The 23,183-nt window shown below is 70.3% G+C and carries 24 protein-coding genes and 1 tRNA gene; 20 read left to right on the top strand and 5 right to left on the bottom strand.

All coding sequences use genetic code 11. The features are described 5' to 3' along the window. Nucleotides 1-70 precede the first annotated feature (70 nt). From aroH to N538_RS0117885, 9 genes are all read left to right on the top strand, one after another. Nucleotides 71-457, top strand: a complete 387-nt coding sequence (gene aroH / locus N538_RS0117925; RefSeq protein ID WP_028638445.1) for a chorismate mutase — start codon at nt 71-73, stop codon at nt 455-457. Then, a complete protein-coding gene (locus N538_RS0117920; RefSeq protein ID WP_028638444.1) occupies nt 447-1,511 on the top strand; it encodes a prephenate dehydrogenase in 1,065 nt (354 codons plus the stop codon). The genes aroH and N538_RS0117920 overlap by 11 nt, the downstream gene beginning before the upstream one ends. 11 nt (nt 1,512-1,522) lie before the next feature. Further along, nucleotides 1,523-2,194: a (d)CMP kinase gene (gene cmk / locus N538_RS0117915; protein WP_028638443.1), complete on the top strand. Its 672-nt coding sequence runs from the start codon at nt 1,523-1,525 to the stop codon at nt 2,192-2,194. Further along, the gene (locus N538_RS0117910; RefSeq protein ID WP_028638442.1) at nt 2,191-2,958 is read left to right on the top strand and encodes a lysophospholipid acyltransferase family protein; all 768 of its coding nucleotides are present in this window, start codon (nt 2,191-2,193) and stop codon (nt 2,956-2,958) included. Before cmk ends, N538_RS0117910 begins: the two co-directional genes overlap by 4 nt. Continuing rightward, complete coding sequence (gene der / locus N538_RS0117905; protein WP_028638441.1) at nt 2,955-4,307, top strand: ribosome biogenesis GTPase Der; 1,353 nt, start codon at nt 2,955-2,957, stop codon at nt 4,305-4,307. The genes N538_RS0117910 and der overlap by 4 nt, the downstream gene beginning before the upstream one ends. Before the next feature lie 21 nt (nt 4,308-4,328). Further along, a complete protein-coding gene (locus N538_RS0117900) occupies nt 4,329-5,273 on the top strand; it encodes a hypothetical protein (RefSeq protein ID WP_036570877.1) in 945 nt (314 codons plus the stop codon). A 38-nt stretch (nt 5,274-5,311) separates the two neighbouring features. Then, nucleotides 5,312-5,836, top strand: a complete 525-nt coding sequence (locus tag N538_RS0117895) for a DinB family protein (RefSeq protein ID WP_028638439.1) — start codon at nt 5,312-5,314, stop codon at nt 5,834-5,836. A 69-nt stretch (nt 5,837-5,905) separates the two neighbouring features. Then, nucleotides 5,906-5,979: transfer RNA gene (locus tag N538_RS0117890), tRNA-Pro, on the top strand. Between the two features lie 392 nt (nt 5,980-6,371). Next, a complete protein-coding gene (locus tag N538_RS0117885) occupies nt 6,372-6,944 on the top strand; it encodes a hypothetical protein (RefSeq protein WP_028638438.1) in 573 nt (190 codons plus the stop codon). Nucleotides 6,945-7,097: 153 nt separating this feature from the next. Here the strand turns inward: N538_RS0117885 and N538_RS28630 are convergent, their stop codons facing one another. Together N538_RS28630 and N538_RS0117875 are read right to left on the bottom strand one after the other, a co-directional pair. Further along, entirely contained in the window at nt 7,098-7,271 is a 174-nt protein-coding gene (locus N538_RS28630) for a hypothetical protein (RefSeq protein ID WP_155992195.1), read from the bottom strand. Nucleotides 7,272-7,675: 404 nt separating this feature from the next. Then, complete coding sequence (locus N538_RS0117875; RefSeq protein WP_155992194.1) at nt 7,676-7,969, bottom strand: hypothetical protein; 294 nt, start codon at nt 7,967-7,969, stop codon at nt 7,676-7,678. A 233-nt stretch (nt 7,970-8,202) separates the two neighbouring features. On the opposite strand from N538_RS0117875, the gene N538_RS26065 reads away from it, so the two are divergent. From N538_RS26065 to N538_RS0117835, 8 genes are all read left to right on the top strand, one after another. Continuing rightward, nucleotides 8,203-8,640, top strand: coding sequence for a competence type IV pilus major pilin ComGC (locus tag N538_RS26065; RefSeq protein WP_197025378.1), 438 nt, complete (start codon nt 8,203-8,205; stop codon nt 8,638-8,640). 96 nt (nt 8,641-8,736) lie between these two features. Next, nucleotides 8,737-9,837: a type IV pilus twitching motility protein PilT gene (locus N538_RS0117865; RefSeq protein ID WP_028638436.1), complete on the top strand. Its 1,101-nt coding sequence runs from the start codon at nt 8,737-8,739 to the stop codon at nt 9,835-9,837. A 10-nt stretch (nt 9,838-9,847) separates the two neighbouring features. Next, nucleotides 9,848-11,587, top strand: coding sequence for a GspE/PulE family protein (locus N538_RS0117860; protein ID WP_081790570.1), 1,740 nt, complete (start codon nt 9,848-9,850; stop codon nt 11,585-11,587). 2 nt (nt 11,588-11,589) lie between these two features. Beyond that, entirely contained in the window at nt 11,590-12,795 is a 1,206-nt protein-coding gene (locus tag N538_RS0117855; protein ID WP_028638434.1) for a type II secretion system F family protein, read from the top strand. A 1-nt stretch (nt 12,796) separates the two neighbouring features. Then, nucleotides 12,797-13,339 (top strand): type IV pilus modification PilV family protein, encoded by a 543-nt coding sequence (locus tag N538_RS0117850; protein ID WP_028638433.1) that lies wholly within the window; start codon nt 12,797-12,799, stop codon nt 13,337-13,339. Next, nucleotides 13,333-14,046 carry a prepilin-type N-terminal cleavage/methylation domain-containing protein gene (locus N538_RS0117845; protein WP_197025377.1) on the top strand — a complete coding sequence of 238 codons (714 nt, stop codon included), beginning with the start codon at nt 13,333-13,335 and terminating at the stop codon, nt 14,044-14,046. The genes N538_RS0117850 and N538_RS0117845 overlap by 7 nt, the downstream gene beginning before the upstream one ends. Further along, entirely contained in the window at nt 14,043-16,124 is a 2,082-nt protein-coding gene (locus N538_RS0117840) for a hypothetical protein (protein WP_028638431.1), read from the top strand. The genes N538_RS0117845 and N538_RS0117840 overlap by 4 nt, the downstream gene beginning before the upstream one ends. Further along, nucleotides 16,121-16,906: a prepilin peptidase gene (locus tag N538_RS0117835; RefSeq protein WP_028638430.1), complete on the top strand. Its 786-nt coding sequence runs from the start codon at nt 16,121-16,123 to the stop codon at nt 16,904-16,906. Before N538_RS0117840 ends, N538_RS0117835 begins: the two co-directional genes overlap by 4 nt. 111 nt (nt 16,907-17,017) lie before the next feature. Here the strand turns inward: N538_RS0117835 and N538_RS28625 are convergent, their stop codons facing one another. Continuing rightward, on the bottom strand, nt 17,018-17,758 hold the full coding sequence (locus N538_RS28625) for a hypothetical protein (RefSeq protein ID WP_155992192.1): 741 nt from the start codon (nt 17,756-17,758) through the stop codon (nt 17,018-17,020). Here N538_RS28625 and N538_RS0117830 point away from each other — a divergent pair. Together N538_RS0117830 and N538_RS0117825 are read left to right on the top strand one after the other, a co-directional pair. Beyond that, complete coding sequence (locus N538_RS0117830; RefSeq protein WP_231496256.1) at nt 17,724-21,764, top strand: OmpL47-type beta-barrel domain-containing protein; 4,041 nt, start codon at nt 17,724-17,726, stop codon at nt 21,762-21,764. The two genes, N538_RS28625 and N538_RS0117830, sit on opposite strands and share 35 nt — an antisense overlap. Nucleotides 21,765-21,880: 116 nt before the next feature. Then, nucleotides 21,881-22,150: a hypothetical protein gene (locus tag N538_RS0117825; protein WP_028638428.1), complete on the top strand. Its 270-nt coding sequence runs from the start codon at nt 21,881-21,883 to the stop codon at nt 22,148-22,150. Here N538_RS0117825 and N538_RS29390 read toward each other — a convergent pair. Next, nucleotides 22,100-22,366: a response regulator transcription factor gene (locus tag N538_RS29390; RefSeq protein ID WP_231496255.1), complete on the bottom strand. Its 267-nt coding sequence runs from the start codon at nt 22,364-22,366 to the stop codon at nt 22,100-22,102. The genes N538_RS0117825 and N538_RS29390 overlap by 51 nt on opposite strands. 5 nt (nt 22,367-22,371) lie before the next feature. Between N538_RS29390 and N538_RS29385 the strand changes: the two genes are divergently transcribed. Beyond that, nucleotides 22,372-22,683 (top strand): hypothetical protein, encoded by a 312-nt coding sequence (locus tag N538_RS29385; protein WP_028638427.1) that lies wholly within the window; start codon nt 22,372-22,374, stop codon nt 22,681-22,683. A gap of 133 nt (nt 22,684-22,816) precedes the next feature. Here the strand turns inward: N538_RS29385 and N538_RS0117810 are convergent, their stop codons facing one another. After that, entirely contained in the window at nt 22,817-23,146 is a 330-nt protein-coding gene (locus N538_RS0117810) for a hypothetical protein (RefSeq protein ID WP_028638426.1), read from the bottom strand. Between the last annotated feature and the right edge of the window lie 37 nt (nt 23,147-23,183).

Below are 23,183 nucleotides of genomic sequence, written 5' to 3'. Positions count from 1 at the left end.
CGCCGCGCGACCAGCCCGCGGCGCGTGAGACCGGACCGGCCGGGCCGTCGAGCCTCGCTAGCCTTGCCGCGTGGCAGTCAGGGCAGTGCGAGGGGCGACCCAGCTCGACGAGGACGTGCGCGACCACATGCTCGACCGGGTGGCCGAGATGGTGACCGACGTGATGACGGCCAACGGGCTCGAGGTGGACGACTTCATCTCGGTGATCTTCACCGCGACCTCCGACCTGCACTCGGAGTTTCCGGCGTACGCCGCCCGCCGGTTGGGCTTCGGCGACGTCCCCCTGATCTGCGCCCGCGAGCTGGAGATCGAGGGGTCGATGCCGCGGGTCGTGCGGATGATGGCGCACGTCGAGACCGACCTGCCGCGCTCGGACGTCACGCACGTCTACCTGCACGGAGCCGCTGCGCTGCGCCGCGACCTGACGCGGGTGCGGGCGGTGCCCGATGCGGAGTGAGCTGGCCGGACCCGTCGAGGTCGTCGGCACCGGCCTGCTCGGCACGTCGATCGGCCTGGCCTGCCGCCGCGCCGGGATCGAGGTGCTGCTCACCGACTCCTCGCCCGAGCACGTGCGCACGGCGTCCGGTCTCGGCGCCGGCCGGCCGCGTCGCCCCGAGGACCGGCCGCAGCTGGTCGTGGTCGCCGTGCCGCCCGACCACCTCGGCGCCGAGATCGTGCGCGCGCTGGAGGGCTCGGACGCGTACGTCACCGACGTCGGCAGCGTGAAGACCGGCCCGCTCGCCGCGGTCACCGGGCGTCCGGGTGCCGAGCGCTACGTCGGCAGCCACCCGATGGCCGGCAGCGAGCGCTCGGGGCCGCTGGCCGCGAGCGCGGCGCTCTTCGACGGCCGGCCGTGGGCAGTCGCACCGCACGACGGCGCCGCGCCCGAGGCAGTCGCGCTGGTCGAGGCGCTCGTCGGCGTCTGCGGCGGCGTGCCGGTGCGGCTCACCCCCGCGGAGCACGACCGGGCGGTCGCGCGGACCTCGCACGTACCCCACCTGCTCGCCTCCCTGGTGGCCGCACGCCTTGCCGACGCACCGGAGGGCCACCTGGCGCTCACCGGGCAGGGCGTCCGGGACGTCACCCGCGTGGCGGCGGGGGACCCGGCGCTCTACGGGCAGATCGTCACGCAGAACGCCGAGGCGGTGCTCGGCCTTCTCGGCGAGATCCGCAGCCAGCTGGACACGCTGATCGACGCCGTCGCGACCGCCGATCGCGGCGGCCTCGAGGCCGTGCTGCGCGAAGGTGTCGCGGGGACCGCGGCCATCCCCGGGAAGCACGGCGCGCCGGTGCGGCCGATGCGCTCGGTCTTCGTGTCGGTCCCCGACCATCCCGGCGAGCTCGCGCGGCTGTTCGCGGACGCGGGCGCGAGCGAGGTCAACATCGAGGACATCCACATCGACCACGACCCCGGACGCCCGGTCGGCCTGGTCGAGCTGGTCGTCGACGAGACCCGCGCCGAGCACCTGCTCGGCTCGCTCGAATCCCGGGGATGGGTGACCCACCGGTAGGCTGACGCTCCGTGAGCAGCCCCCTCGTCGTCGCGATTGACGGCACCTCCGGATCCGGCAAGTCCAGCACCTCTCGGGGTGTCGCGGACCGGCTCGGGCTGCGCTACCTGGACACCGGCGCGATGTTCCGGGCGATGACCTGGTGGATGCTCCGCCACGGCGTGGACGTCCACGACCCCGCCGCGGTCGCCGCCCGCTGCACCGAGCCCCGGATCGTCTCCGGCACCGACCCGCTCGCGCCGACCATCACCGTCGACGGCGCGGACGTCGCGGTCGCGATCCGCCAGGACGACGTCAACGCCGCCGTCTCACCGGTCAGCACCGTGCCCGAGGTGCGCGCGCGCCTCCTGGAGCTCCAGCGTGAGGTGATCGCGACCGACGGCGGGATCGTCGTCGAGGGCCGCGACATCGGCTCGGTCGTCGTACCCGACGCGCCGGTGAAGGTGTACCTGAGCGCCGAGCCGGGCGCCCGCGCCGAGCGCCGGGCCGCCGAGCAGGGCGCCGCGGACGTCGCGGCCACCCGCGAGTCCCTGCTCGCCCGCGACCAGATCGACTCCGGCCGCGCCACCGCACCGCTGGTGATGGCCGACGGCGCCGTGCAGATCGACACCACCGGGCACACGCTCGACGAGGTCATCGGCCTGGTCGTCGCGCTGGTCGCGGACGCCGAGGCGCGCACGTGAGGAGCAGCTCCCTGGCTCACCTGGACCGGCCGCGGAGCGACCGGGTCAAGGGTGCGCCGCGGTACCTGTTGCACTCACCGCTCCGCCCGCTGGCCCGCTGGCTGTTCCGGCGGCGGTACGACGTCCGCGTCGCCGACCCCGGCAACGTGCCCGCGTCCGGTCCCATCATCTACGCGTCCAACCACGTGGGGGTGATGGACGGCCCGCTGCTGGCGGTCTTCGCGCCGCGGCCCGCGCACGTGCTGACCAAGGTCGAGATGTTCAGGGGCCTCCTGGGCCACTTCCTCTGGCACTCCGGGCAGATCCCGCTGGACCGCTACGACGCCGACCCGCGGGCGGTGCGGACCTGCCTGAAGGCGCTGCGCGACGGCCGCGCGATCGGCATCTACCCCGAGGGCAGCCGCGGGGCCGGCGACCTGGAGCGGTTCCACCGCGGGGCGGCCTACCTGGCGCTGGTGTCCGGAGCCCCCGTCGTACCCGTGACGATGCTCGGGACCCGCGAGCCCGGTGGCACCAGCGGGTCGCTGCCTCGGCGCGGCGCCACGATCGACCTGGTGTTCGGCGAGGTGTGGCGCACCGAGCCCGAGCCGTGGCCGAGGACGCGGGAACAAGTGGAGAAGGCCTCGTTGTTCCTGCGGGAGCACATGCTGGTCCAGCTGAACCGGGCGCGAGCGTCGACCGGGAGAGAGCTCCCGGGTCCGCTGCCGCCGACCGACGTAGATCCAGACCCCGCCACCGGGGTCACCGATGAAGGAGCACCATGACCGAGCTCGAGCCTGCCGCCGCGGAGGCGCTCGGCCCCGTACCCGTCCTCGCCATCGTGGGCCGGCCCAACGTCGGCAAGTCGACGCTGGTGAACCGGATCATCGGTCGTCGCGAGGCCGTCGTCCAGGACGTCCCCGGCGTGACCCGCGACCGGGTGTCGTACGACGCGAACTGGAACGGCCGGGCGTTCACGGTCGTCGACACCGGAGGCTGGGACCCCGACGCCCGTGGCCTCGCGGAGCGGATCGCCGCCCAGGCCGAGATCGCCGTCGGCCTGGCCGACGCCGTGCTGTTCGTCGTCGACGCGACGGTCGGCATCACCGACGCCGACGAGGCGGTCGTGCGGATCCTGCGCCAGTCCGGCAAGCCGGTCGTGCTGGCCGCCAACAAGGTGGACGACCAGCGCGCCGAGGCGGAGGCCTACGGGCTCTGGAACCTCGGCCTCGGCGAGCCCTACCCGGTCTCCGCGCTGCACGGCCGCGGCTCGGGCGACATGCTGGACGCCGTGCTCGCCGCGCTCCCGGAGGCGCCGCCCGAGCGTGATCCCGAGGTCGGTGGCCCGCGCCGGGTCGCGATCGTCGGCAAGCCGAACGTCGGCAAGTCCTCGCTGCTGAACAAGCTGGCCGGGTCCGAGCGCGTCGTCGTCGACAACGTGGCGGGCACCACCGTCGACCCGGTCGACGAGCTGGTCGAGCTCGGCGGGCGGACCTGGCGGTTCATCGACACCGCGGGCATCCGCAAGCGGGTGAAGGAGGCGTCCGGGCACGAGTACTACGCCTCGCTGCGCACCTCGACCGCGATCGACCGCGCGGAGGTCGCCGTCCTCGTCCTGGACGCCGAGCAGTCGATCTCCGAGCAGGACGTCCGGATCCTGCAGACCGTGCGCGACGCTGGCCGGGCGCTGGTGATCGCGTTCAACAAGTGGGACCTCGTCGACGAGGAGCGTCGTCACTACTTGGAGCGCGAGATCGAGCGCGAGCTGGTGCAGGTGCAGTGGGCGCCGCGGATCAACGTCACCGCTCGCACCGGCTGGCACGTCGACCGGCTCGTCCCGGCGCTCGACCGGGCCCTGGAGGGCTGGGAGACCCGCATCTCCACCGGCACCCTGAACGGCTTCCTCGGCCGCCTCGTCGCCGAGCACCCGCACCCGGTGCGCAGCGGCAAGCAGCCGAGGATCCTGTTCGGCACCCAGGCCACGACCGCGCCGCCGACGTTCATCCTGTTCACGAGCGGCAAGCTCGACGCGTCGTACGAGCGGTTCATCGAGCGCCGGCTGCGCGAGGAGTTCGGCTTCGTCGGCACCCCGATCGTGCTCCAGCAGCGCCCGCGGGAGAAGCGCAAGCGCTGAGAGTGGCGTTACCGTCGGCGCATGCGACGACTGCTCGTGCTGACCCTGGCGGCGACCGCGCTCGTCGCGGCGCCCGTCTCCGCGACGCCGGTCGCGGGCACCCACTGCTCGGAGTTCCCCTCGGACAACTGGTGGCACGCTGACGTGAGCCACCTCCCGGTGCACGCGCGCAGCCGGCAGTGGCTCTCGCACATGTCGACCGACGTCGACCTGCACCCCGACTTCGGGCCGTCCTTCGGTGACGGACCGAACTACGGCATCCCGATCACGGTCGTGAGGTCGTCGCACCCGAAGGTGCGGGTGCGGTTCGACTACGCCTCCGAGAGCGACCGGGTCCGGTACCCGCTCGGCGCCGACACCCGGGTCGAGGGCGGCCGTGGCTCCTCGGGGGACAAGCACACGATCGTCGTCGACAAGGGCGGCTGCCGGCTGTACGAGACCTGGAACACCCGGATCCGCGACGGGCACTGGGTGGCCGGCTCCGGGGCGGTGTGGTCGCTGCGCTCGAACGACCTCCGCCCGGACGGCTGGACGTCGGCCGACGCCGCCGGCCTGCCGATCCTGCCGGGGCTGCTGCGGTGGAAGGAGGTGAAGGCCGGACGGGTCGACCACGCGATCCGGTTCACGACCGACGTCTCCAGCAAGCACCACCTCTGGCCGGCCCGGCACGACGCGGGATCGGAGTCGTCGCTGGCCTACCCGCCGATGGGCGCGCGGTTCCGGCTGCGGGCCGGCTTCTCGACGAGCGGCTACTCGGCGTACGCCGTCACGGTGATCAAGGCGATGAAGAAGTACGGACTGGTGCTCGCCGACAACGGGTCGCCGTGGTACTTCCAGGGCGAGCAGAGCGCGCGCTGGCCGGCGCGGCTGATCGAGGAGCTCAAGCAGATCCCGGCCTCGTCGTTCGTGGCGGTCGACACGTCGTCGCTGCAGGTCTCACCGGACTCCGGACAGGTTTCCGATTGAGGTCAGGAACTGGCCGGATGACTTCCTAGGCTGGTCGCATGACCACTGAACGCGACGACCTCCTCGACCTCCTCCGCAAGCACCGGGAGCTGTTCCGGTTCACCGTCCGTGGCCTCACCGACGAGGCCGCCCGCTCCCGTCCGACCGTCAGTGAGCTCTCGCTCGGCGGGCTGGTCAAGCACGTGGCCGCGGTCGAGAAGAACTGGGCCGGCTTCGTCGTGCACGGGCCGGCGGAGCAGCCGGACGTCGACTGGGCGAACATCGACTGGAGCAACCCGCCCGCCGAGGTGCTGGCGTACCGGGACGGCTTCCGGATGCTCGACGACGAGACCCTCGACGGCCTGCTGGAGGAGTACGACGAGGTCGCGGCCGCCACCGACGAGCTGGTGTGCACCGTCGACCTCGACAGCCGCCACCCGCTGCCGGCCGCGCCGTGGTTCGAACCCGGCGCCTCCTGGTCGGCCCGGCGCGCCTTCGTCCACATCGTGGCCGAGACCGCCCAGCATGCCGGCCACGCCGACATCCTCCGCGAGACGATCGACGGCCAGAAGTCGATGGGCTGAGCGCTGACCCGATTCCAGCGAGTGCGGCCCGCTGCGATAGTGTTCACGCGGCCCCGATGAGGGGCTGTTCGGGCTGTGGCGCAGCTTGGTAGCGCACTTGACTGGGGGTCAAGGGGTCGCAGGTTCAAATCCTGTCAGCCCGACCGTGTGATGTCTCAGGACATCGGCGACACCCGGACCTGCGAATGCAGGTCCGGGTGTTGTTCATTTGGGGGTCTGCGGGTGGGCCCAGAGTCCGGCCAACCCACAAACCTGCCCCACGCCTGCTCCACAACAGGTGGCCTGAGTCGAGCCGCGCGAAGGAATGGCTCCCCAGACGGGTGGGCACGGGGCTGCCGGTGAGGGAGCACTGTCCGTCGACACCGGAGAGGACCTGATGAGCGACCGACGCACCCATCAGCCAGACGAGCACGACCAGTCGCCTGTACGCGACCAGACGCCTACGTCGGGACCACCCGGCAGCATCCCACCCACCAACATCCCACCCAGCGCACCTGCCGGAAGTCAGCCTGCGGGGTCGTCGTCGGGGCGCAGCGTGCCGCTCAGATGGGTCGTAGCAGCGCTCGGCGCCCTCATCGTGCTCGCGCTGACCTTCTATGCCGGGATGGCCTACGAGGACCACCGCATCAAGACCGGAATCGAAGAAGCGTTCTCCGGTCTTGGCGACCTCGGTGACAGTTCCACCGGCAGCGACGGCGGTACGACGGAGGGCGGGGACGCCCCGGACCCGGTCGAGCTGACCGAGAACACCCCTGTCGAGGTCCAGACCTACGACGGCACGATGACCTACACGCTGCTCAGCAGCGAGCTCAAGAACAAGGCCGCCGCGGACGAGACACTGACCCGCAACCTGTCTTATCGGCTCAAGGTCGAGAACACCGGCGACACCCCGGCCAGCCCGACAACCAACTCCCACTTCGAGACCGACGACGGTCAGGTCCTCGACTTCGCCGGCGTGTTCTGCCTCGACGACTCCCTGCCTTCCGACACCATCGACCCGGGCCAGTTCGTCCAGGGCTGCGACTCCAGCGACTTGCCCGACGACGGCGGACGCCTCATCCTCGACTCGGTCACCCCGGAGCTCTACATCACCGTCCCCGCCGCCTGACCGCCCCGCCTAGTCCGTCCCGGGCTGACGCACAGCACGACGCCGCGAACCCCACACGGAGTTCGCGGCGTCGTGGCCGTTGTTGACCGGCTGGGGTGCGAGAAGGGGCCCGGACACGCGCTCCCCGCCCCTGCGTGTGCCCAACGCGGCGCTTCAGCGCTTTGCGGGGGGGAGCTGAGCCATCACGGCAAGCGCCATCGAGTCACGTTCGACCCAGATGCGCTGAGCGCCGGCTGCCTCGAGGGCATCTTCGGCGGCAGTGAGCACCTTGTCGAGCACAGCGACCGGGGCTGAGTCCGAGATGGTCAGGATGCGGATCGTGTCCATGAGCGTGCGAACCCCGCTTGTTCTCGCGTGACGATGTTTGGGCGCGGCGGGAACCCTGGATCACGCCGAGGGCGGGGAAGCCGTCCGCAGGGAGGCTAGGGCATTGCCGACCTGTTGTCAGCAAATTTCGCGCTCACATGACGCCCGCCCGCGACGATCTGAACGACGCGTGGTGCCGCGGCCCTCGGGCGTGCGAGAAGGGCCCGGAGACGCGCTCCGAGCCCTCCTTGCGCCGACACCGCTACAGATCCGAGAAGGGTCCCAGGGTGTCTCCGTCTCTGGGGGAGTGCGACCTCTACCCCCGGCCCGCGGGTCGGGACGGGAGCGCACGCTGCCCGCGTCGCGACGTGGACGGGACCCAGGCTCAGTGTCCGACGCTGAGGCGAGCCGCGCCAGCCGACGGCTCAGCGACCGGTGATGTAGCGGGCCGCGTCGAATCCCGGACGCCCGTGGGTGTCCTCCTCGGTGTCGCTCGCAGCGTGCCCGTCGAGCCAGACGACCGCGGCATCGAGGTGCCGGCCGGCGGCCAGCACGTACGCGATGACGTTGGCCTCGCGGCAGGTGACGTGCGCTCCGACCCGGGCCGCGGACGAGTGACGGCCGAACGTGCGTGCGAGCCACTCCAGCGCTTCCTCGAGATCGCGGCCTTCGTCGCGGCCCGCGCGGAGCATGCGGATGAGTGCTGGGTCTGCGCCCATGAGCTGTGGAGTACCCGCGGGCGCCGTGGCGGAAACGGCCACGGCGATCTCGATCTCGTTGCTCGTCACTGGCGCTCCGGGTCGGCGCGCCGGTCCGCTGGGATGCGTGCCAGCCAGGTGCCGTCCGGGGTGAGGCACACCCGCTGAGCCGGCGGCCCGCAACGGCTCTGGACGTCTGGACCAGTAACCGGTCCCCAGACCTCCTCCATCACCGGAATTGGGGATACGCGGCCGTGGAAGCCCCCACCGCCGGGACGGTTCGCGATCCACTCAGCCCCGGCGCTCGGGGGCTGCCCATCACATTCATCCAGGCAAAGGAATCCATCATGCTCAACAACGCAATCGCTCGTAGCCGTCAGCTCCGGAAGAACAACGAGGGCGGCTTCACTCTCATCGAGCTCCTGATCGTCATCACCGTCCTCGGCATCCTGGCCGCCATCGTCGTGTTCGGCGTCGGCACCTTCCGGCAGGACGCGACTGACACGGCGAAGGCGACTAGCTGCAAGACCGTCTCGACCGCTGCCGAGGCGTGGAACGCCAAGAACGGCAACTACCCGGCCACCGTCCAGGCCCTGGTCACCGCCAAGTACCTGAAGAGCCTTCCCGACGGAATGACCACCACCACCCCGATCGACGGGACCACCGGCCTGGCCACCGGCTGCACCGTCTGATTGTGAGCCTGACGGGAGGGCCGCAGCATCCCTGCGGCCCTCCCATCAGCAACCATCTCCGCTTCACCTTCGTCACGATCCCGAGGGGCCCGCATCATGCACACCAACGTTCACCGCATCGGCAGCCGGATCGACGGGCTGCTCGCGAACCTCTGGCAGGCCAGTGGCACCGACCTGCTCCTCTCCGTCGGCCTCCCGCCCATGCTCCGGGTCGACGGCACCTTGACTCCAGTACCGGGAGCGTCTGCGCTCTCGGCGGAGGACACCAATGCGCTGCTCGCCGAAGTGCTGACGCCGGACCAGACCGACGCCTGGGACGCCAGCCACGAGTACGACTTCTCCTTCTCGTGGCGCGAGAACGCCCGCATCCGCGGCAACGCGTTCACCCAACGCGGACTGACCGCGGTGGCGCTGCGGATGATCCCGCGCTCGATCCCGTCGCCGGACGAGCTCGGGTTGCCGCAAGTGCTGCGGGACCTGGCCCTGCGGCACCAAGGCCTGATCCTGATGACCGGCCCGACCGGCTCCGGCAAGTCCACGACGCTTGCCTCGCTGGTCGACGTGATCAACAGCAACCGCGGCTGCCACATCATCACCATCGAGGACCCGATCGAGTACGTCCACGACCACAAGATGTCGGCCGTCAACCAGCGCGAGGTCGGCACCGACACCGCCAACTTCCCCGACGCGCTGCGCAGCGTCCTCCGCGAGGACCCCGACGTGCTGCTCGTCGGTGAGATGCGCGACCTGGAGTCCATCCGGTTCGCCCTCACCGTCGCGGAGACCGGGCACCTCGTCTTCGCCACCCTGCACACCAATGACACCGCCCAGTCGATCGGCCGCATGATCGACGTCTTCCCTGCCGAGCAGCAGGCCCAGATCCGGGTCCAGCTGGCCGCGGCGCTCAGCTGCGTGGTCTACCAGCGGCTGATCCCGAAGATCGGGGGTGGCATGACCGCGGCGTACGAGGTCCTCACGGCCACGCCGGCGGTGCGCAACCTCATCAAGGAGGGCAAGACCCACCAGCTGCGGAACTCGCTGATCACCGGGGCCCAGGACGGCATGGTCACCCTGGAGCAGTCCCTCTCGCGGCTGGTCCAGGACGGCACCGTCACCGAGGCGGACGCGGTCGCTCGGAGTCTCTACCCGAAGGACATCGAGACCCGACCGCGGCTCGCATCCATGGCGAGGGCGTGACGAGATGAAGATGCGCACCCGCCACCGGGGCGAGGAACCGACAACCCTCACGTTGTCGAAGAGCGCCGCCGCCGACGAGCGCCTCGCCGGCGTCCTGGTCGCATCGCGTCGGCTGGAGCCGTACCAGGTCGAGGGCGCGCGCAGCGCCGAGCCGGGCGGCACTCTGGCCGAGAGTCTGATCAGTGCCGGGATCATCAGCGACGACGAGCTCGCTCGGGTGCTGGCCCAGCACTACCAGGTCGAAGAGGTCGACTTCAGGCGCACCGATCCTGACGCGGAGGCGGTCGCCCTGCTGCCGCAGGACCTCGCCAGAGCCCTGCGCGCAGTGCCGATCAGCATGGTGGACGACCGGATCGTCGTGGCGCTCGTCGACCCCTCGCCGGACCACGTCGCCGAGGTCGCGGCAGCTCTCGGGCGACCGGTCGACGCCGCCGTGACCACGCACGTGGCTCTGGACCGTGCGCTCGACACCGAGTACCGGGCCACCAGCGAGGTCACCGGCCACATCCAGGCGTTCGAGGCGCGCGACGGACTACGACGTGAGGCCGACAAGCTCGAGGCCGCCCAGGTCAACGAGGACGCCCCGGTCGTCCAAGTCGTGCAGAAGGTCATCACCCAGGGGCTGCGCGACCGCGCCTCCGACATCCACATCGAGCCTGCGGGCGACCGCGTTCGGGTCCGCTTCCGCATCGACGGCTCGCTCACGGACGTGCTGGACCTGCCGGGCTCGATCGGGCCGGCGATCGTCAGCCGGATCAAGATCCTCGGTGGAATGAACATCGTCGAGCGGCGCCGGGCGCAGGACGGTCAGATCTCGATGGATGTCGAGGGAAGGGAGGTCGACATCCGCGTGTCCAGCACTGCTGTCGTTGGCGGTGAGAAGGTCGTGATGCGGCTGCTCGACAAGTCCCGCTCACTGCTTCTCCTCCAGCAGCTCGGCATGCAGCCCGACACGGCCACCCGGTACAGCCGGCTGATCCACTCGCCGTACGGGATGGTCATCTGCTCCGGGCCGACCGGCGGCGGCAAGACCACGACGCTGTACGCATCGCTGGGCGAGCTGGACACGCCCGACCGGAACATCATGACGATCGAGGACCCGGTCGAGTACACGTTCGACTCGATCAACCAGATCCAGATCAACGAGCAGGCCGGCGTGACGTTCTCCGGCGGCCTCAGGTCCATCCTGCGGCAGGATCCCGACGTCATCCTCGTGGGCGAGATCCGCGACGTCGACACGGCACGGATCGCCGTCCAGTCCGCGCTTACGGGCCACCTGGTCCTGTCGTCACTGCACGCCACCGAGGCGGTCTCGGCGATGTACCGCCTCCTGGACATGGGGATCGAGCCCTTCCTGATCGCATCCTCGGTGACCGCGGTGGTCGCCCAGCGCCTGGTGCGACGCAGCTGCACGAGCTGCTTGGAGCCGTACTCGCCCTCGCCCGAGGAGCTCGCGTTCCTGCGGAGCTTCGGGAGCTCGGGGGAGCCGGCCGACGGATACCGGCACGGCGTCGGCTGCCACTTCTGTGCGCACACCGGCTACCTCGAACGGATCGGCGTGTACGAGCTGTTGACGGTCACCGACGAGGTCCGCGAGCTGATCGTCGACCGCGCACCCCACGACGAGATGCGGAAGCTGGCGTGCAGCCAAGGCATGCGCACCCTCCAGGAGCAGGCCGTTCGCCTCGTCCGTGACGGGACGACCACCGCTGCAGAAGTCATGCGTTCCATCTACGTGGCAGGAGTCTGATCATGCCCAAGTTCGCCTACGTCGGCGTCACCCTCGAGGGCCAGGAGGTCAAGGGGACGCAGAAGGCCGCAAATCGCTCGGACGCCGAGGTCGCGCTCTACGGACGCCAGGTGCGCGGACTCCGCGTGACCGAGAAGAAGAGCCTCCTGAAGTACGAGCTGTCCGGACCGCGCATCAAGCGCGAGGAGGTCATGCACCTCTCGCGCCAGATCGCGGCCTTCCTCCGCGCGGGCCTGCCGATCCTGGACGCGGTGCACACCATCAGCGCCGAGGCTGAGAACTCCTCGGTACGTCGGATGATGAACGAGATCGAGGACGGTCTGCGCGGCGGCGAGCGGTTCTCCGACTGCCTGGACAGGTTCCCGAAGGTCTTTCCCGAGTTCTACCGGGGGATCGTGCGCTCGGCCGAGCTCACCGGCGAGCTGGACACCGTGCTCGTTCGGCTCTCCACCTACATCGAGCGCGACCTCGACGCCCGGCGCAAGATCAAGTCCGCACTGATGTACCCCATCGTCGTCGCGGCGATGTCGCTGGTCACGGTGCTGGTTCTCGCCATCTACGTGCTGCCGAAGTTCAAGGACTTCTTCGCCGACCTCGACGCCACGCTGCCGCTGCCGACCAGGATGTTGCTCGGGCTGACGGACTTCCTGAGCGCCTGGTGGTGGGCGCTCGCGGCAGCGTTCGTCGCCGTGGCGCTGGGCTACCTCGTCGTCACTCGGTTCTACCGTGGGAAGTACGTACGCGACGCCCTTCTGCTGAGGATTCCGGTCTTGGGGACGACCATCCAGTACGCCCTCGTCGAGCGGTTCTGCCGTGTTCTCGCGTCGATGGTCAGTGCCGGCGTCAACCTCACGGAAGCGCTCGAGGTGACCACGGCGTCGCTGCGCAACCGGGTGTACATGAGGCGGCTCGGCGAGGTCACGGAGCAGATGCTCGAAGGCCAGGGGATCGCGGGCCCGCTCGGCCGGACGGGGCTGTTCCCGGGCACGGCAATCCAGATGCTGCGGGTGGGCGAGGACACCGGGTCTCTGGACACGCAGCTCGCCGTCACGGCCGAGTACTACGAGACCGAGCTCGACTACAAGATCGCCAAGCTCACGGCGTTGTTCGAGCCACTCGTCATCATCGTGATGGGCCTGATCGTCGGGTTCGTCGCGGTCGCACTGGTCTCGGCGATGTACGGCATCTTCCGCCAGGTGAAGGTGTGAGATGCGAACCCGCCGGATACACCCGAGCAGCGACCGCGGGGAGTCGCTCATCGAGATGCTCGTCGCCATCGTGATCCTGGGCATCGCTGCGGTGGCGATCCTCGCCGGCCTCAGCCTTGCCGTGAAGTCCTCCGCGATGGGCCGGACCCAGGCCACGGGGGGGACGTACGTCCGCAGCGTGGCCGAGGCCATCCAGAGCTACGTCGCTGCGAGCCCGAGCCACTACAAGCCATGCGCGGGCGCCAACGCGTACATCGGTGCCGCCGCTCCCACCACGGTCGGCGAAGTCGATCACTACTCGGCCGTCGCCACGTTCGACCTGCCCCACGGGTACACGGTCGCCCAGGCGAAGGCGCAGAGATGGACTCCGTCGGTCACAGCGGCGCCGTGGCAGACCTCACCGTCGTCCTGCTCCGACGACGGCGGAAGTCAGCGAATCGACCTCACCGTGACCAGTTCGGGCACGGGCGTGGACCAGGCGGTGGAGCAGCTGACCCTCATCGTCCGGAACCCGTGCACCGGCCCTGCGGACTCGCCATGCTGACCGCTCGCCGGAGCTGGGACGACGGCTTCACGCTCATCGAGCTGGTGATCACGGTCACGATCATGAGCATCGTCACGGTGGCGATCACCGGTGTGTTGTTCCAGTACCTTCGCGTCAGCAACGAATCCAGTGCCCGGCTCAACGAGTCCACCGACCAGCAGTTCGTGTCGGCCTACTGGCAGCAGGACGTCAGCAGCGCCGGGCTCCGTGCGGGGACGCCGTCGCTGGCACTGCGGCCGTCCGTCTGGAAGAGTGGCCCGGCGCCGTCCGGCGTGGCCAGCGCCTGCGCGAGTCCGGCCGGCACCACAGTGGTCGGCCTTGCGTGGAACGACTATCCGTCGACCACGCCGAGCACCGCACCAGAAGCGACGTGGGATGCGACGATCAGTGCGGCGGTCTACTTCACCAAGACGGTAGGGACCCGCACCGAGCTCTGGCGCACGCGCTGCGGCAGCGGCTCGACGACGAGCACCCCGGTCGCACACCTGATCGACCCCGCGTCGCTCACCGACCCCGCGACGGGAATGCTGGATCCGACCCGGATCGTCAGCTGCGCCAAGGACGACGGGAGCACCACCTCGTGCACCGGCGTCAGCCCGTTCCCGTCGACGATCTCGATCACCCTGGTCGTCCAGGACACGGGCAAGGCGGTGCCTAGCGGCACCGGCTACACGTCCACACTGACCGCAGAGACGAGGCAGGGATGATGCAACGACACCGGTCGGGCGCATCCGACGATGGCGCAATTCTCGTCATCGTCCTGATCATCATCACGAGCGTCGCCCTGGTCACGGGGGCCCTGCTCACCCAGGGCAGCACGAACTTCACGGCGACCGTCGGCCTCCGCAAGGTAGCGGGGACGGCGTACGCCGCGGACACCGCGACCAAGATCGCCATCAACACGATCCGCTTGGGTGAGAACGCCAACACCCCCGACGCTAGCTATCCCTCGGGCACCCCGCACGGCTGGGTGTACGACAACAACACCGACGGAACGGGCTGCTTCGGCAAAGTCGCGAGCTCCGGTGCAGCGATGACCCAGCTCACGATGCCGAACGTGTATCCGCCCACGCAGAGCGGTGGACCCGTACAGACCGCGACGGTGGTCTGCACGCCGGTCAAGGGGACAGGCCTGTTCGGCTCGGACGGGATCGTGATCAAGAAGCTTCCCGTGACCGACCCGTTCTCGAGCGCGCTGACCACCGTCGGCAACTCTGCCGTGATCGCACAGGACGGCATGATCCTCAAGCCTCTCGGCAGCGGCGGAACGATGCCGATCCGCGGGGGCATCGCCTCGAACACGAACATCTCGGTCACGAACGGCACCGTCCGGTCCGACACCGCCATCTCCGCGAACGGGGCCTGCACCACGAGCGGTGGAGGCAAGTTCGTTCCCGCCTGCTCCGGCACGATGACCGTGCCCTCCGCGGCAGCATCGCCGCTGAGCGCTGTGCCTCCCTACCGTGATCCGGCAGCCACGGTGGGGTGCGAGTTCCAGCCTGGCTTCTACAACAACGGTGCGGCACTGACGGCGGCTGTGAATGCCTGCTCGGTCGCGCACTTCGCGAGCGGTCAGTACTACTTCGACTTCGCGGACGGTGTCACCTGGGACATCGCGAAGACGGTTATCGGTGGCGAGCTGGTCGCCGGGCACTCCATGCCAGGGGCTTGTCGGAGCCCGATCGACACGCCGAGCACGGCCGGCGTCCAGTTCGTCTTCGGCGCGAGCAGCAATATCACTGTCGAGGACACGGGCCGTGTGGAGCTCTGCGGACCGTCCAACGGCGGCGCCCCCCCGATGACGATCTTCCAACAGCAGACGGGCTCGACGCCGGCCGCGGTTGCGGTGGGTCCGGTCGCCGCCTCGGACGTGACCACCAAGCCGACGGTGAGCAACCAGAACGACGCGTTCGTCCCCAATCCGAACGGCGGACCGACCGGGCCGACGCTTGCGGCGGCAGTGGTCACGGGAGGCGACAGCCTGACCGCACAGTGGACGGCGACGAAGAAGAACAACACCGGCGAGCTCGACCTCCGCAACTTCGCCGGGCTCAGCACGATCCCGGTGGGAGCAACCGTCACCTCAGCGAAGCTGAACGTCACCTACACCTCCGGTCTCACTGCCGGCGGCACGTTCAAGGCGGGCGTCGCTGGGGTGACGGCCCCTGCCCCCATCGCCGTCAGCGCGTCGGGAGCCGACACCGACGTCACGAGCCTGCTCGCGGCCAAGTTCCAGACCGGTTCGTTCGACGTGTCCACGCCGACCATCCAGCTGCTCCTGGCGAGCGGGAGCAACAGCGACATGGTCTCGATCGACAAGGTGACCCTCGCGGTGTCCTACGTCCCGAAGGCCCTCCGGGCAGCCGTGACCGGGAACTTCATCCGGCAGCAAGGCGGCAACTTCAATGGCATCTTCGTCGTCGAAGGGGCGACCTATGCGCCGAACGGCAACGTCACGCTCACCCCCGGCAGTGGTTCGAATGCCCTGATCGCCTTCCGCTGGGGGCTCCTCGCCTGGGGTGTGAGTTTCCAGTCGCAGCCGACCCAGACGTTCGGATACCCGCTGGTGTCCCTCCCAGACGTCGGCTACGGACTCGGCTCGGAGGTCACCGCGGTGGATCTCAAGACCTACTTGTGCACTGGCACAGATCCCTGCGACACCACAGGAACGCCGGTGCTGACGTCGCGCGTCCAGTTCACCGACGCCGTCACCGGTGCCGGGATCGTCGACCCGACGCCCGGGAAGAGGAAGGTCGGGATCATGAGCTGGGCGGAGCAACGATGACCGGCGCGCCTCCGACCGTGGTCGCGGTCCTGGCCGGCGTGCTCGGGCTGTGCGTGGGGTCCTTCGTCAACGTGGTGGCCCACCGGGTGCCGCGGGGGGAGTCGGTGATGAGGCCGCCGTCCGCATGCCCGGACTGCCGCACGTTGATCCGGGCGCGTCACAACGTGCCGGTGCTGGGCTGGCTGGTGCTGCGTGGCCGCTGCTACGACTGCGGGCTGGCGATCAGTGCGCGATATCCGGTCGTCGAGGCGGCGACGGGGGCGCTGTTCGCGCTGGCGGGCTGGCGCTTCGCCGACCGACCGCTGTTGCTCGCGGCATATCTGGTGTTCGCCGGGATCGCGGTGGCGCTGACACTGATCGACCTCGACGTGCACCGGCTGCCGAACGTCATCGTGCTGCCGACGTACCCGGTGCTCGGGGTCCTCCTGGCGGTCGGCCTCGGCGGACATGGCCTGGTCCGGGCCGGGATCGGCGCGGTGGTGCTCTTCGGGTTCTTCTTCGCGGTGGCGATGGTCGCCCCGCGGAGCATGGGCTTCGGGGACGTGAAGCTCGCCGGCGTGGTCGGCGGGATGACGGCGGCGCTGTCGTGGGGAGCGTTCCTGGTGGGTGCGATCGGCGCCTTCTTCCTGGGGGCCGTCGCTGGGGTGCTGCTGATGGCGAACCGACGAGCGGACCGGAAGACGGCAGTGCCGTTCGGACCGTTCATGCTGCTCGCGGCGTGGGCGTCCATCCTCGGGGCGAGCGGGATCGGGCAGGTCTATCTGGACCGCATCGGCGCGTAGCCGACGCGGTGTTCAGGTCTTTGAACAGCGACCGCAGGCGGGCTCGATCGGCGTTCAGGTTGTTGAACGCCGGATCGCTTCCCCGGGGCACCGAGAGGTTCTTACGGTCGATCACACAAGGGAAATCAGCCGGAGGGGAACACCAATGTCATCGACACATGCCGCCCAGCGGGGTCGGCTCAAGAGGACACCGCGGGGGAGTGCTCGTCGACGGGGCCGCGCGCTGTTCGCCGTGACGGCGGCAGCGGCCACCGTGCTCGGCGCTGCCGCCGTCGTCCCGGCCTCGGCCGCCACGGCGCCGACCGCGGCGTTCAGCGGCGGCGCCGGCACTGCCACCACCGGCAGCGTCCTGTTCGCCAAGTCGGGCGCGGCGCTGATCCTGACGGTCAGCACGCCGGACGGCGCGAAGTGCATCACGCCCCCGACCGGATTCACTGGCACCACGACCTCCACCTCCTCGAGGACGTCCTGGACGTTCAACGGCACCGCCGCCGCCGGCGACAGCGTGCAGAACTTCAACGTCGGCGTGTCGCCCAGCTTCAACCAGGGCAACGGCAACTGCAGCGGGGGGACCACCACGGTGCAGGTGTCGTACACCTCGGACAACACCGGGCCCGTGCTTACGCCGACGCTCAGCCCGTCGGCCAACACGAACGGTTGGAACCGCGCCAACACGACGCTGACCTGGTCCGCCGCGGACGCGGGAGCGGGCGTGGCGTCGGGTCCGTCGCCGGCTTCGAGCACCGAGTCGTCGAACGGCATCGTCACCAGGACGTCGACCGCCACCGACAGGCTCGGCAACACGGGCACTGGCACGGTGGACGTGCGCATCGACAAGGCGAACCCGTCCATCAGCGGCGCCTCGGTCCGCAACCCCGACGGCAGCGTGACGGTCACCTTCACGTGCAGCGACAGCAGCTCGGGCCAGCAGCAGGCGTCGGGTGTCGCCACCTGCCTCGCCACCGGCAGCTCGACCAACCAGGTGACGGTGCGGACCTCCGGCAACGTCACCGGCACGGCCACCGACAAGGCCGGCAACACGGCGTCCACGACGATCGCGGTCCAAGCGGGCGACACCACCCCGCCGCAGCTGTCGGGCTCGCCGACGACCCAGCCGAACACCTCCGGCTGGTACCGGGACGACGTCACGATCCACTGGACCGCGTCCGACGCCGAGTCCGGCATCCCGACCCAGCCGGCCGACACCACGATCTCCGGTGAGGGCAGCAACCTCACCAGCAGTGTGACCGTGAAGAACGGCGCCGGCCTCGGCACGACCGCCACGAGCGCTCCGCCGGTCAACATCGACCGGACCGCGCCGACCACCGGGATCACCGGCGGCTCGAGCACCTGGACCGACGGCAACGTCACCCTGAAGCTGACTCCGGCCGACGCCGGCTCGGGCGTCGCTTCGACCCAGTACGCCGTCGACGGCGGCCCGCTCCAGGACGGCACCAGCATCAGCCTCGCCACCGAAGGTGAGCACACCGTCACCTACCGCAGCACCGACAGGGCGGGCAACACCGAGGCGCTGCAGACAGCGGTCGTGCGGATCGACAGGACCGCGCCCACCATCACCCACACCGTCGCGCCGCCGTCGTACACCGCCGGGACGTGGACGAACCAGGACGTCACCGTCACGTTCGTGTGCGGCGACCAGGGCGGCTCGGGGGTCGCGGACTGCACCGCGCCGGTCTCGAAGAGCGCCGAGGGCGAGTACACCATCGCGGGAGCGGCCCGCGACAACGCGGGCAATTCGGCGAGCGACTCCACCACCGTGCGGATCGACAAGACCCGCCCGACGCTGACGGCGGACGTCGCCGGCACCAAGAACGCTGCCGGGTGGTACCGCGACGACGTCACCGTCACCTACACCGCCACCGACCCGCTCTCAGGCGTGGCTGGGAGCCCGGAGCCGACCGTGCTCCGCGAGGGCGCTCACCAGACCGCGAGCGCCTCGGCGACCGACGCCGCCGGCAACACCAGCAGCGTCAGCGTCTCCGGCATCGACATCGACACGACGGCGCCGACCCTCACTGCGGACGTCCCGTCGGGGTGGCACACCGACGACGTCACCGTCTCCTGGTCCTGCACCGACGGCCTCTCAGGCGTCGCGGACGCCCCGGCCGACAGCCGGGTCAGCGGCGAGGGCGACAACCTGTCCGCCACCGCCAGCTGCACCGACGTCGCGGGCAACAGCGTCGTCCGGACGGTCGGCGGCATCAAGATCGACCGGACGGCTCCGGTGACCACCGCCGACGTGGCCGGCGCCAACGAGGCCGGCTGGTACGGCGACGACGTCCAGGTGACGCTGCACGGCAGCGACAACCTCCGCGGCGCCGTGACCACCTACTACCGGATCGACGGCGACGAGACGAAGACCTACGGCGGACCGTTCTCGGTCGGCGAGGGTGAGCACACCGTCTCGTTCTGGAGCGTGGACGCGGCGGGCAACACCGAGGTCGCCGGTACGCCGCTCGAGCTCAAGGTCGACAAGACCGCCCCCGAGACCACCGTCGTCAACCCGATCTCCCCGGAGTCCGGCTGGTTCGTGGTCAGCGGCATCCCGGTCGCCTTCAAGGCGACCGACAACGGCTCGGGTGTGGCCGCGACCTACTACCAGGTCGACGGTGGGCCGGTCCTGACCTACGGAGACCCGTTCATCCAGAACCTCTCCACCGGTGAGCACACGATCACGTATTGGAGCGCCGACCTCGCCGGTAACACCGAGGCGCGCGCCACCACCAACACGATCGCGGTCAACGTCGACACCGACGCGCCGACCATCACCGGGAAGGCGACGCCCGCTCCGAACGCGGCCGGGTGGAACAACACACCGGTGGACGTGAAGTTCACCTGCGCCGACGTCGGCTCGGGCCTCCAGACCGGGGTGGCCGGCTGCGCCGGGGACACCACCCTCCCCAACGACGGGGTCAACCAGAGCGTGACCGGTGACGCGGTCGACGTCGCAGGCAACAGCAGCTCGGCGACCGTGTCCGGCATCGACATCGACACCGTCCGGCCGACGCTCACCGGAGTCCTCCCCGCTGCGAGCGGATCCAGGAACGACGTCGACTGGTACCGCGACGATGTGTCCGTCACGTGGGTAGGGGACGACGGGCTCTCGCAGATCGACCCGGAGACGCAGCCTGCTCCGAGCCGGGTGACGGGCGAGGGCACGGGGCTGTCCACCGACCCGGTCACGATCGCGGACAAGGCCGGCAACGTAAGCGTTCCTGTGGCGGTCGGTGGCATCAACATCGACCGCACGGCGCCGGTGGTCACCGGCGGGCCGACGATGCAGCCGAACCCCGCGGGCTGGTACCGCGACCAGGTCGTCGTCGACTTCACCTGCACGGACAACCTGTCCGGTGTCGCGTCCTGCCCGACCAGCAAGACCGTGAGAGGCGACGGTGCCGGCCAGTCGGTGACCAGCGACCGACCTCGGGACGTGGCGGGGAACATCGGTGCGGCCCGGACGGTCGATGGCATCAACGTCGACGGGAGCGCGCCGACCAGCACGGCCGACAACACCTGCACTGCCGTCAACGAGTGGTGCACGGGCGACACCGCCGACGTGGTGATCTCCGCGACCGACCAGGCCGGGCTCTCCGGGGTCAGGGAGCTCCGGTACAGCGTCGACGGCGGTGCCGAGCAGACCGTGCCAGGCAGCTCGACGACGGTCAGCGTCCCGCTGACCGGGACCGGTGCCGGCAGCGTGAAGTACCACGCGGTCGACAATGCCGGGAACGTCGAGCCGGTGAACACGGTCGCGCTCAAGTGGGACAACATCGCTCCGACGGTGAGCCACAGTCTGTCCCCGGTCCCGAACGCCGACGACTGGAACAACAGCAACGTCACGGTCACCTTCGCCGCGACCGACGACGACAAGGGTTCCGGGATTGCGGGCGTCACCCAGCCCGTCACGGTCTCGACGGAGACGGCCGGCCAGGAAGTGGTGGGTACCGCGAAGGACACCGCAGGCAACGTCGGCACCGACAAGGTGACGGTCAAGCTGGACAAGACCAGGCCGACCATCTCCGGCGCCGTCGCCGGTGGCACGCTCGGCAGCGAGGGTTGGTACCGGACCGCGCCGACCGTGACGTTCACCTGCTCCGACACGCTGTCCGGCATCGCCGCGACGGCCTGCCCGAGCCCGGTCACGGTAACGGCCAACGGCACCACAGGAGGAGCGAGTGGGACCGTCGCCGACCGCGCCGGCAACACCGCGACCGCCTCGATCACCGGCCTGAAGGTCGACACGGACGCCCCGACGCTGACCACCGCGGACGTGAACGTCCAGGGCGCGACGTACACCTTGGGTGGCGTCCCAGCGGCGACCTGCACTGCGAAGGACACCGTCTCCGGGCTGGCGTCCTGCACGGTCAAGGTCTCCGGCGGCAACACCAACGGGACCGGCACGTTCGCCTACACCGCGACCGCGACGGACAAGGCCGGCAACTCCAGCACGGTGACCGGGTCCTACCAGGTCGTCTACAGGTTCGGCGGCTTCCTGCAGCCGATCAACGACACCGCCCACGACCAGGGCAGCACCAGCACCTTCAAGGCCGGCAGCACCGTGCCGGTGAAGTTCCAGCTGCTCCGTGTCGACGGGACACCGGTCCAGCCCGTGGCCGCCCCGACCTGGCTCACGCCGGTCAAGGGCGGGGCGACCACGGCGCCGGTCGACGAGACCGTGTACACCGCGTCCGCCGACAGCGGCTCGACGTACCGGTACGACGCCTCGGCGAACCAGTACATCTACAACTGGAAGACGGGGACGGGCGGTAACTACTGGCGGATCGGGGTCAAGCTCGACGACGGGCAGACCTACTTCGTCAACATCGGCCTGCGCTGACCGGGGCCGTTCGGGGGGACAAGGGGGATCGGGGTCCCGCGTCGACGACGCGGAACCCCGCTCCTGTCCGCGGAAGGGAGGCGACGGTGACCGACGGATGCCCCTCATGGTGCGTCGTGCGGCACGCCCCGGACGGCACCGGCGATGCCGGCGTCGTGCACATCGGCGGTGCACTGATGGTGCGGCGGACCGTGCTGCGGTTGTGCGCCACCATCGACGCCGTCACCGGCACCGAGGACGGTCCGTTCGTCCTGGTCGGCGACGACGAGTTCACCCTCCACGAGGCGGAGTCGCTGCTGGCCGCCGTCACCCAGCTCGTCGACCAGGGCCAGCGGTCATTCGCCGCGCAGGACCCGCAGGGCGCTCTCCCGGTCCTTGACGCGTAGCTTCTTCAGCACCGTCGAAACGTGCACTCGCACCGTGGTGGGGGACAGGAACAGCTCGGCCGCGGTCTCCTCGGTCGTCCGGCCGGCCGCGAGGAGGTTCATGATCTCCCACTCGCGCGGGCTGAGCCGGTCGGCAGCCGGCGAGCTGCGCCCGAAGCGCCGCTTGGGTGCGGCCCGGAACTCGTCCATGATCCGCATGACCATGCGCGGGGACACCGGCGGTGCAACACGTACCCCAACGGTTCAACGGGACTGCGGCCGAGGGCGTCGACCGCCGCGCGTGCCTCGTCGATGGCACGGTCGCAGGCGGCCAAAAGCTCCTCGCGGACGGCGCCGGCGGGTACGTCGCCGAGTGTCGTGCTGCGGATCAACCCGAGCTCCTGCACCACCCCGTCGTGCAGCTCGCGTGCGAGGCGGCGCCGGTCCTCGAGGACCACCGCCGACGCCCAGCCGGCCCAGTGCTCGCCGATCTCGCGCAGCGCGGCGACGAGCAGACGGCGTACGAGGCGGTGCGGAGCACGTCGCCGGGGTAGAGCCAGTCCGTGAACAGCGACGGGAAGAGGACGTAGTTCACCCGGGCGAAGGCGCCCAGGGCACAGGCGGGACCGAGCCACAGGACCAGGGCATCGTGCCGCCGCGCGGCCTGGCGGGCGAAGAGGATCGAGCTCACGCCGAACGCGACCGCCCCGGCGGCCTGGGCCACGAGGAGGGCGGTCGGCCCGGTGATGTCGGGTGAGTGGCGCCGGCCGGAGAGGCGATTGGCAACGCCCCCGGCAGGTGCTCGCGCAGCACCACCAGTCCGGCGAGCACCGGTCCCAGGACGACGAACGGCCCAGCGACGACGAGCCGGACGCCGGAGGCCACCAGCCGGTCGCGTCCGACGGCGGCGGCCGCGAGGACCAGGCCGGCTGCGGCCACGCGGACGGCGACGGCCGACCAGACGTCCCATCGGCCGGGTCGCTCGACACCCGCCGCCAGGTGAACGAGCAGCAGCACCCCGCCCGACGCGGCCAGCAGGAGGAATCCCTGCGCC

The organism is Nocardioides sp. URHA0032 (assembly GCF_000620645.1).
Lineage (GTDB): Bacteria > Actinomycetota > Actinomycetes > Propionibacteriales > Nocardioidaceae > Nocardioides.
Note: the sequence above shows the minus strand (reverse complement) of the source record. Positions and strands in the feature narration are given on the sequence as shown.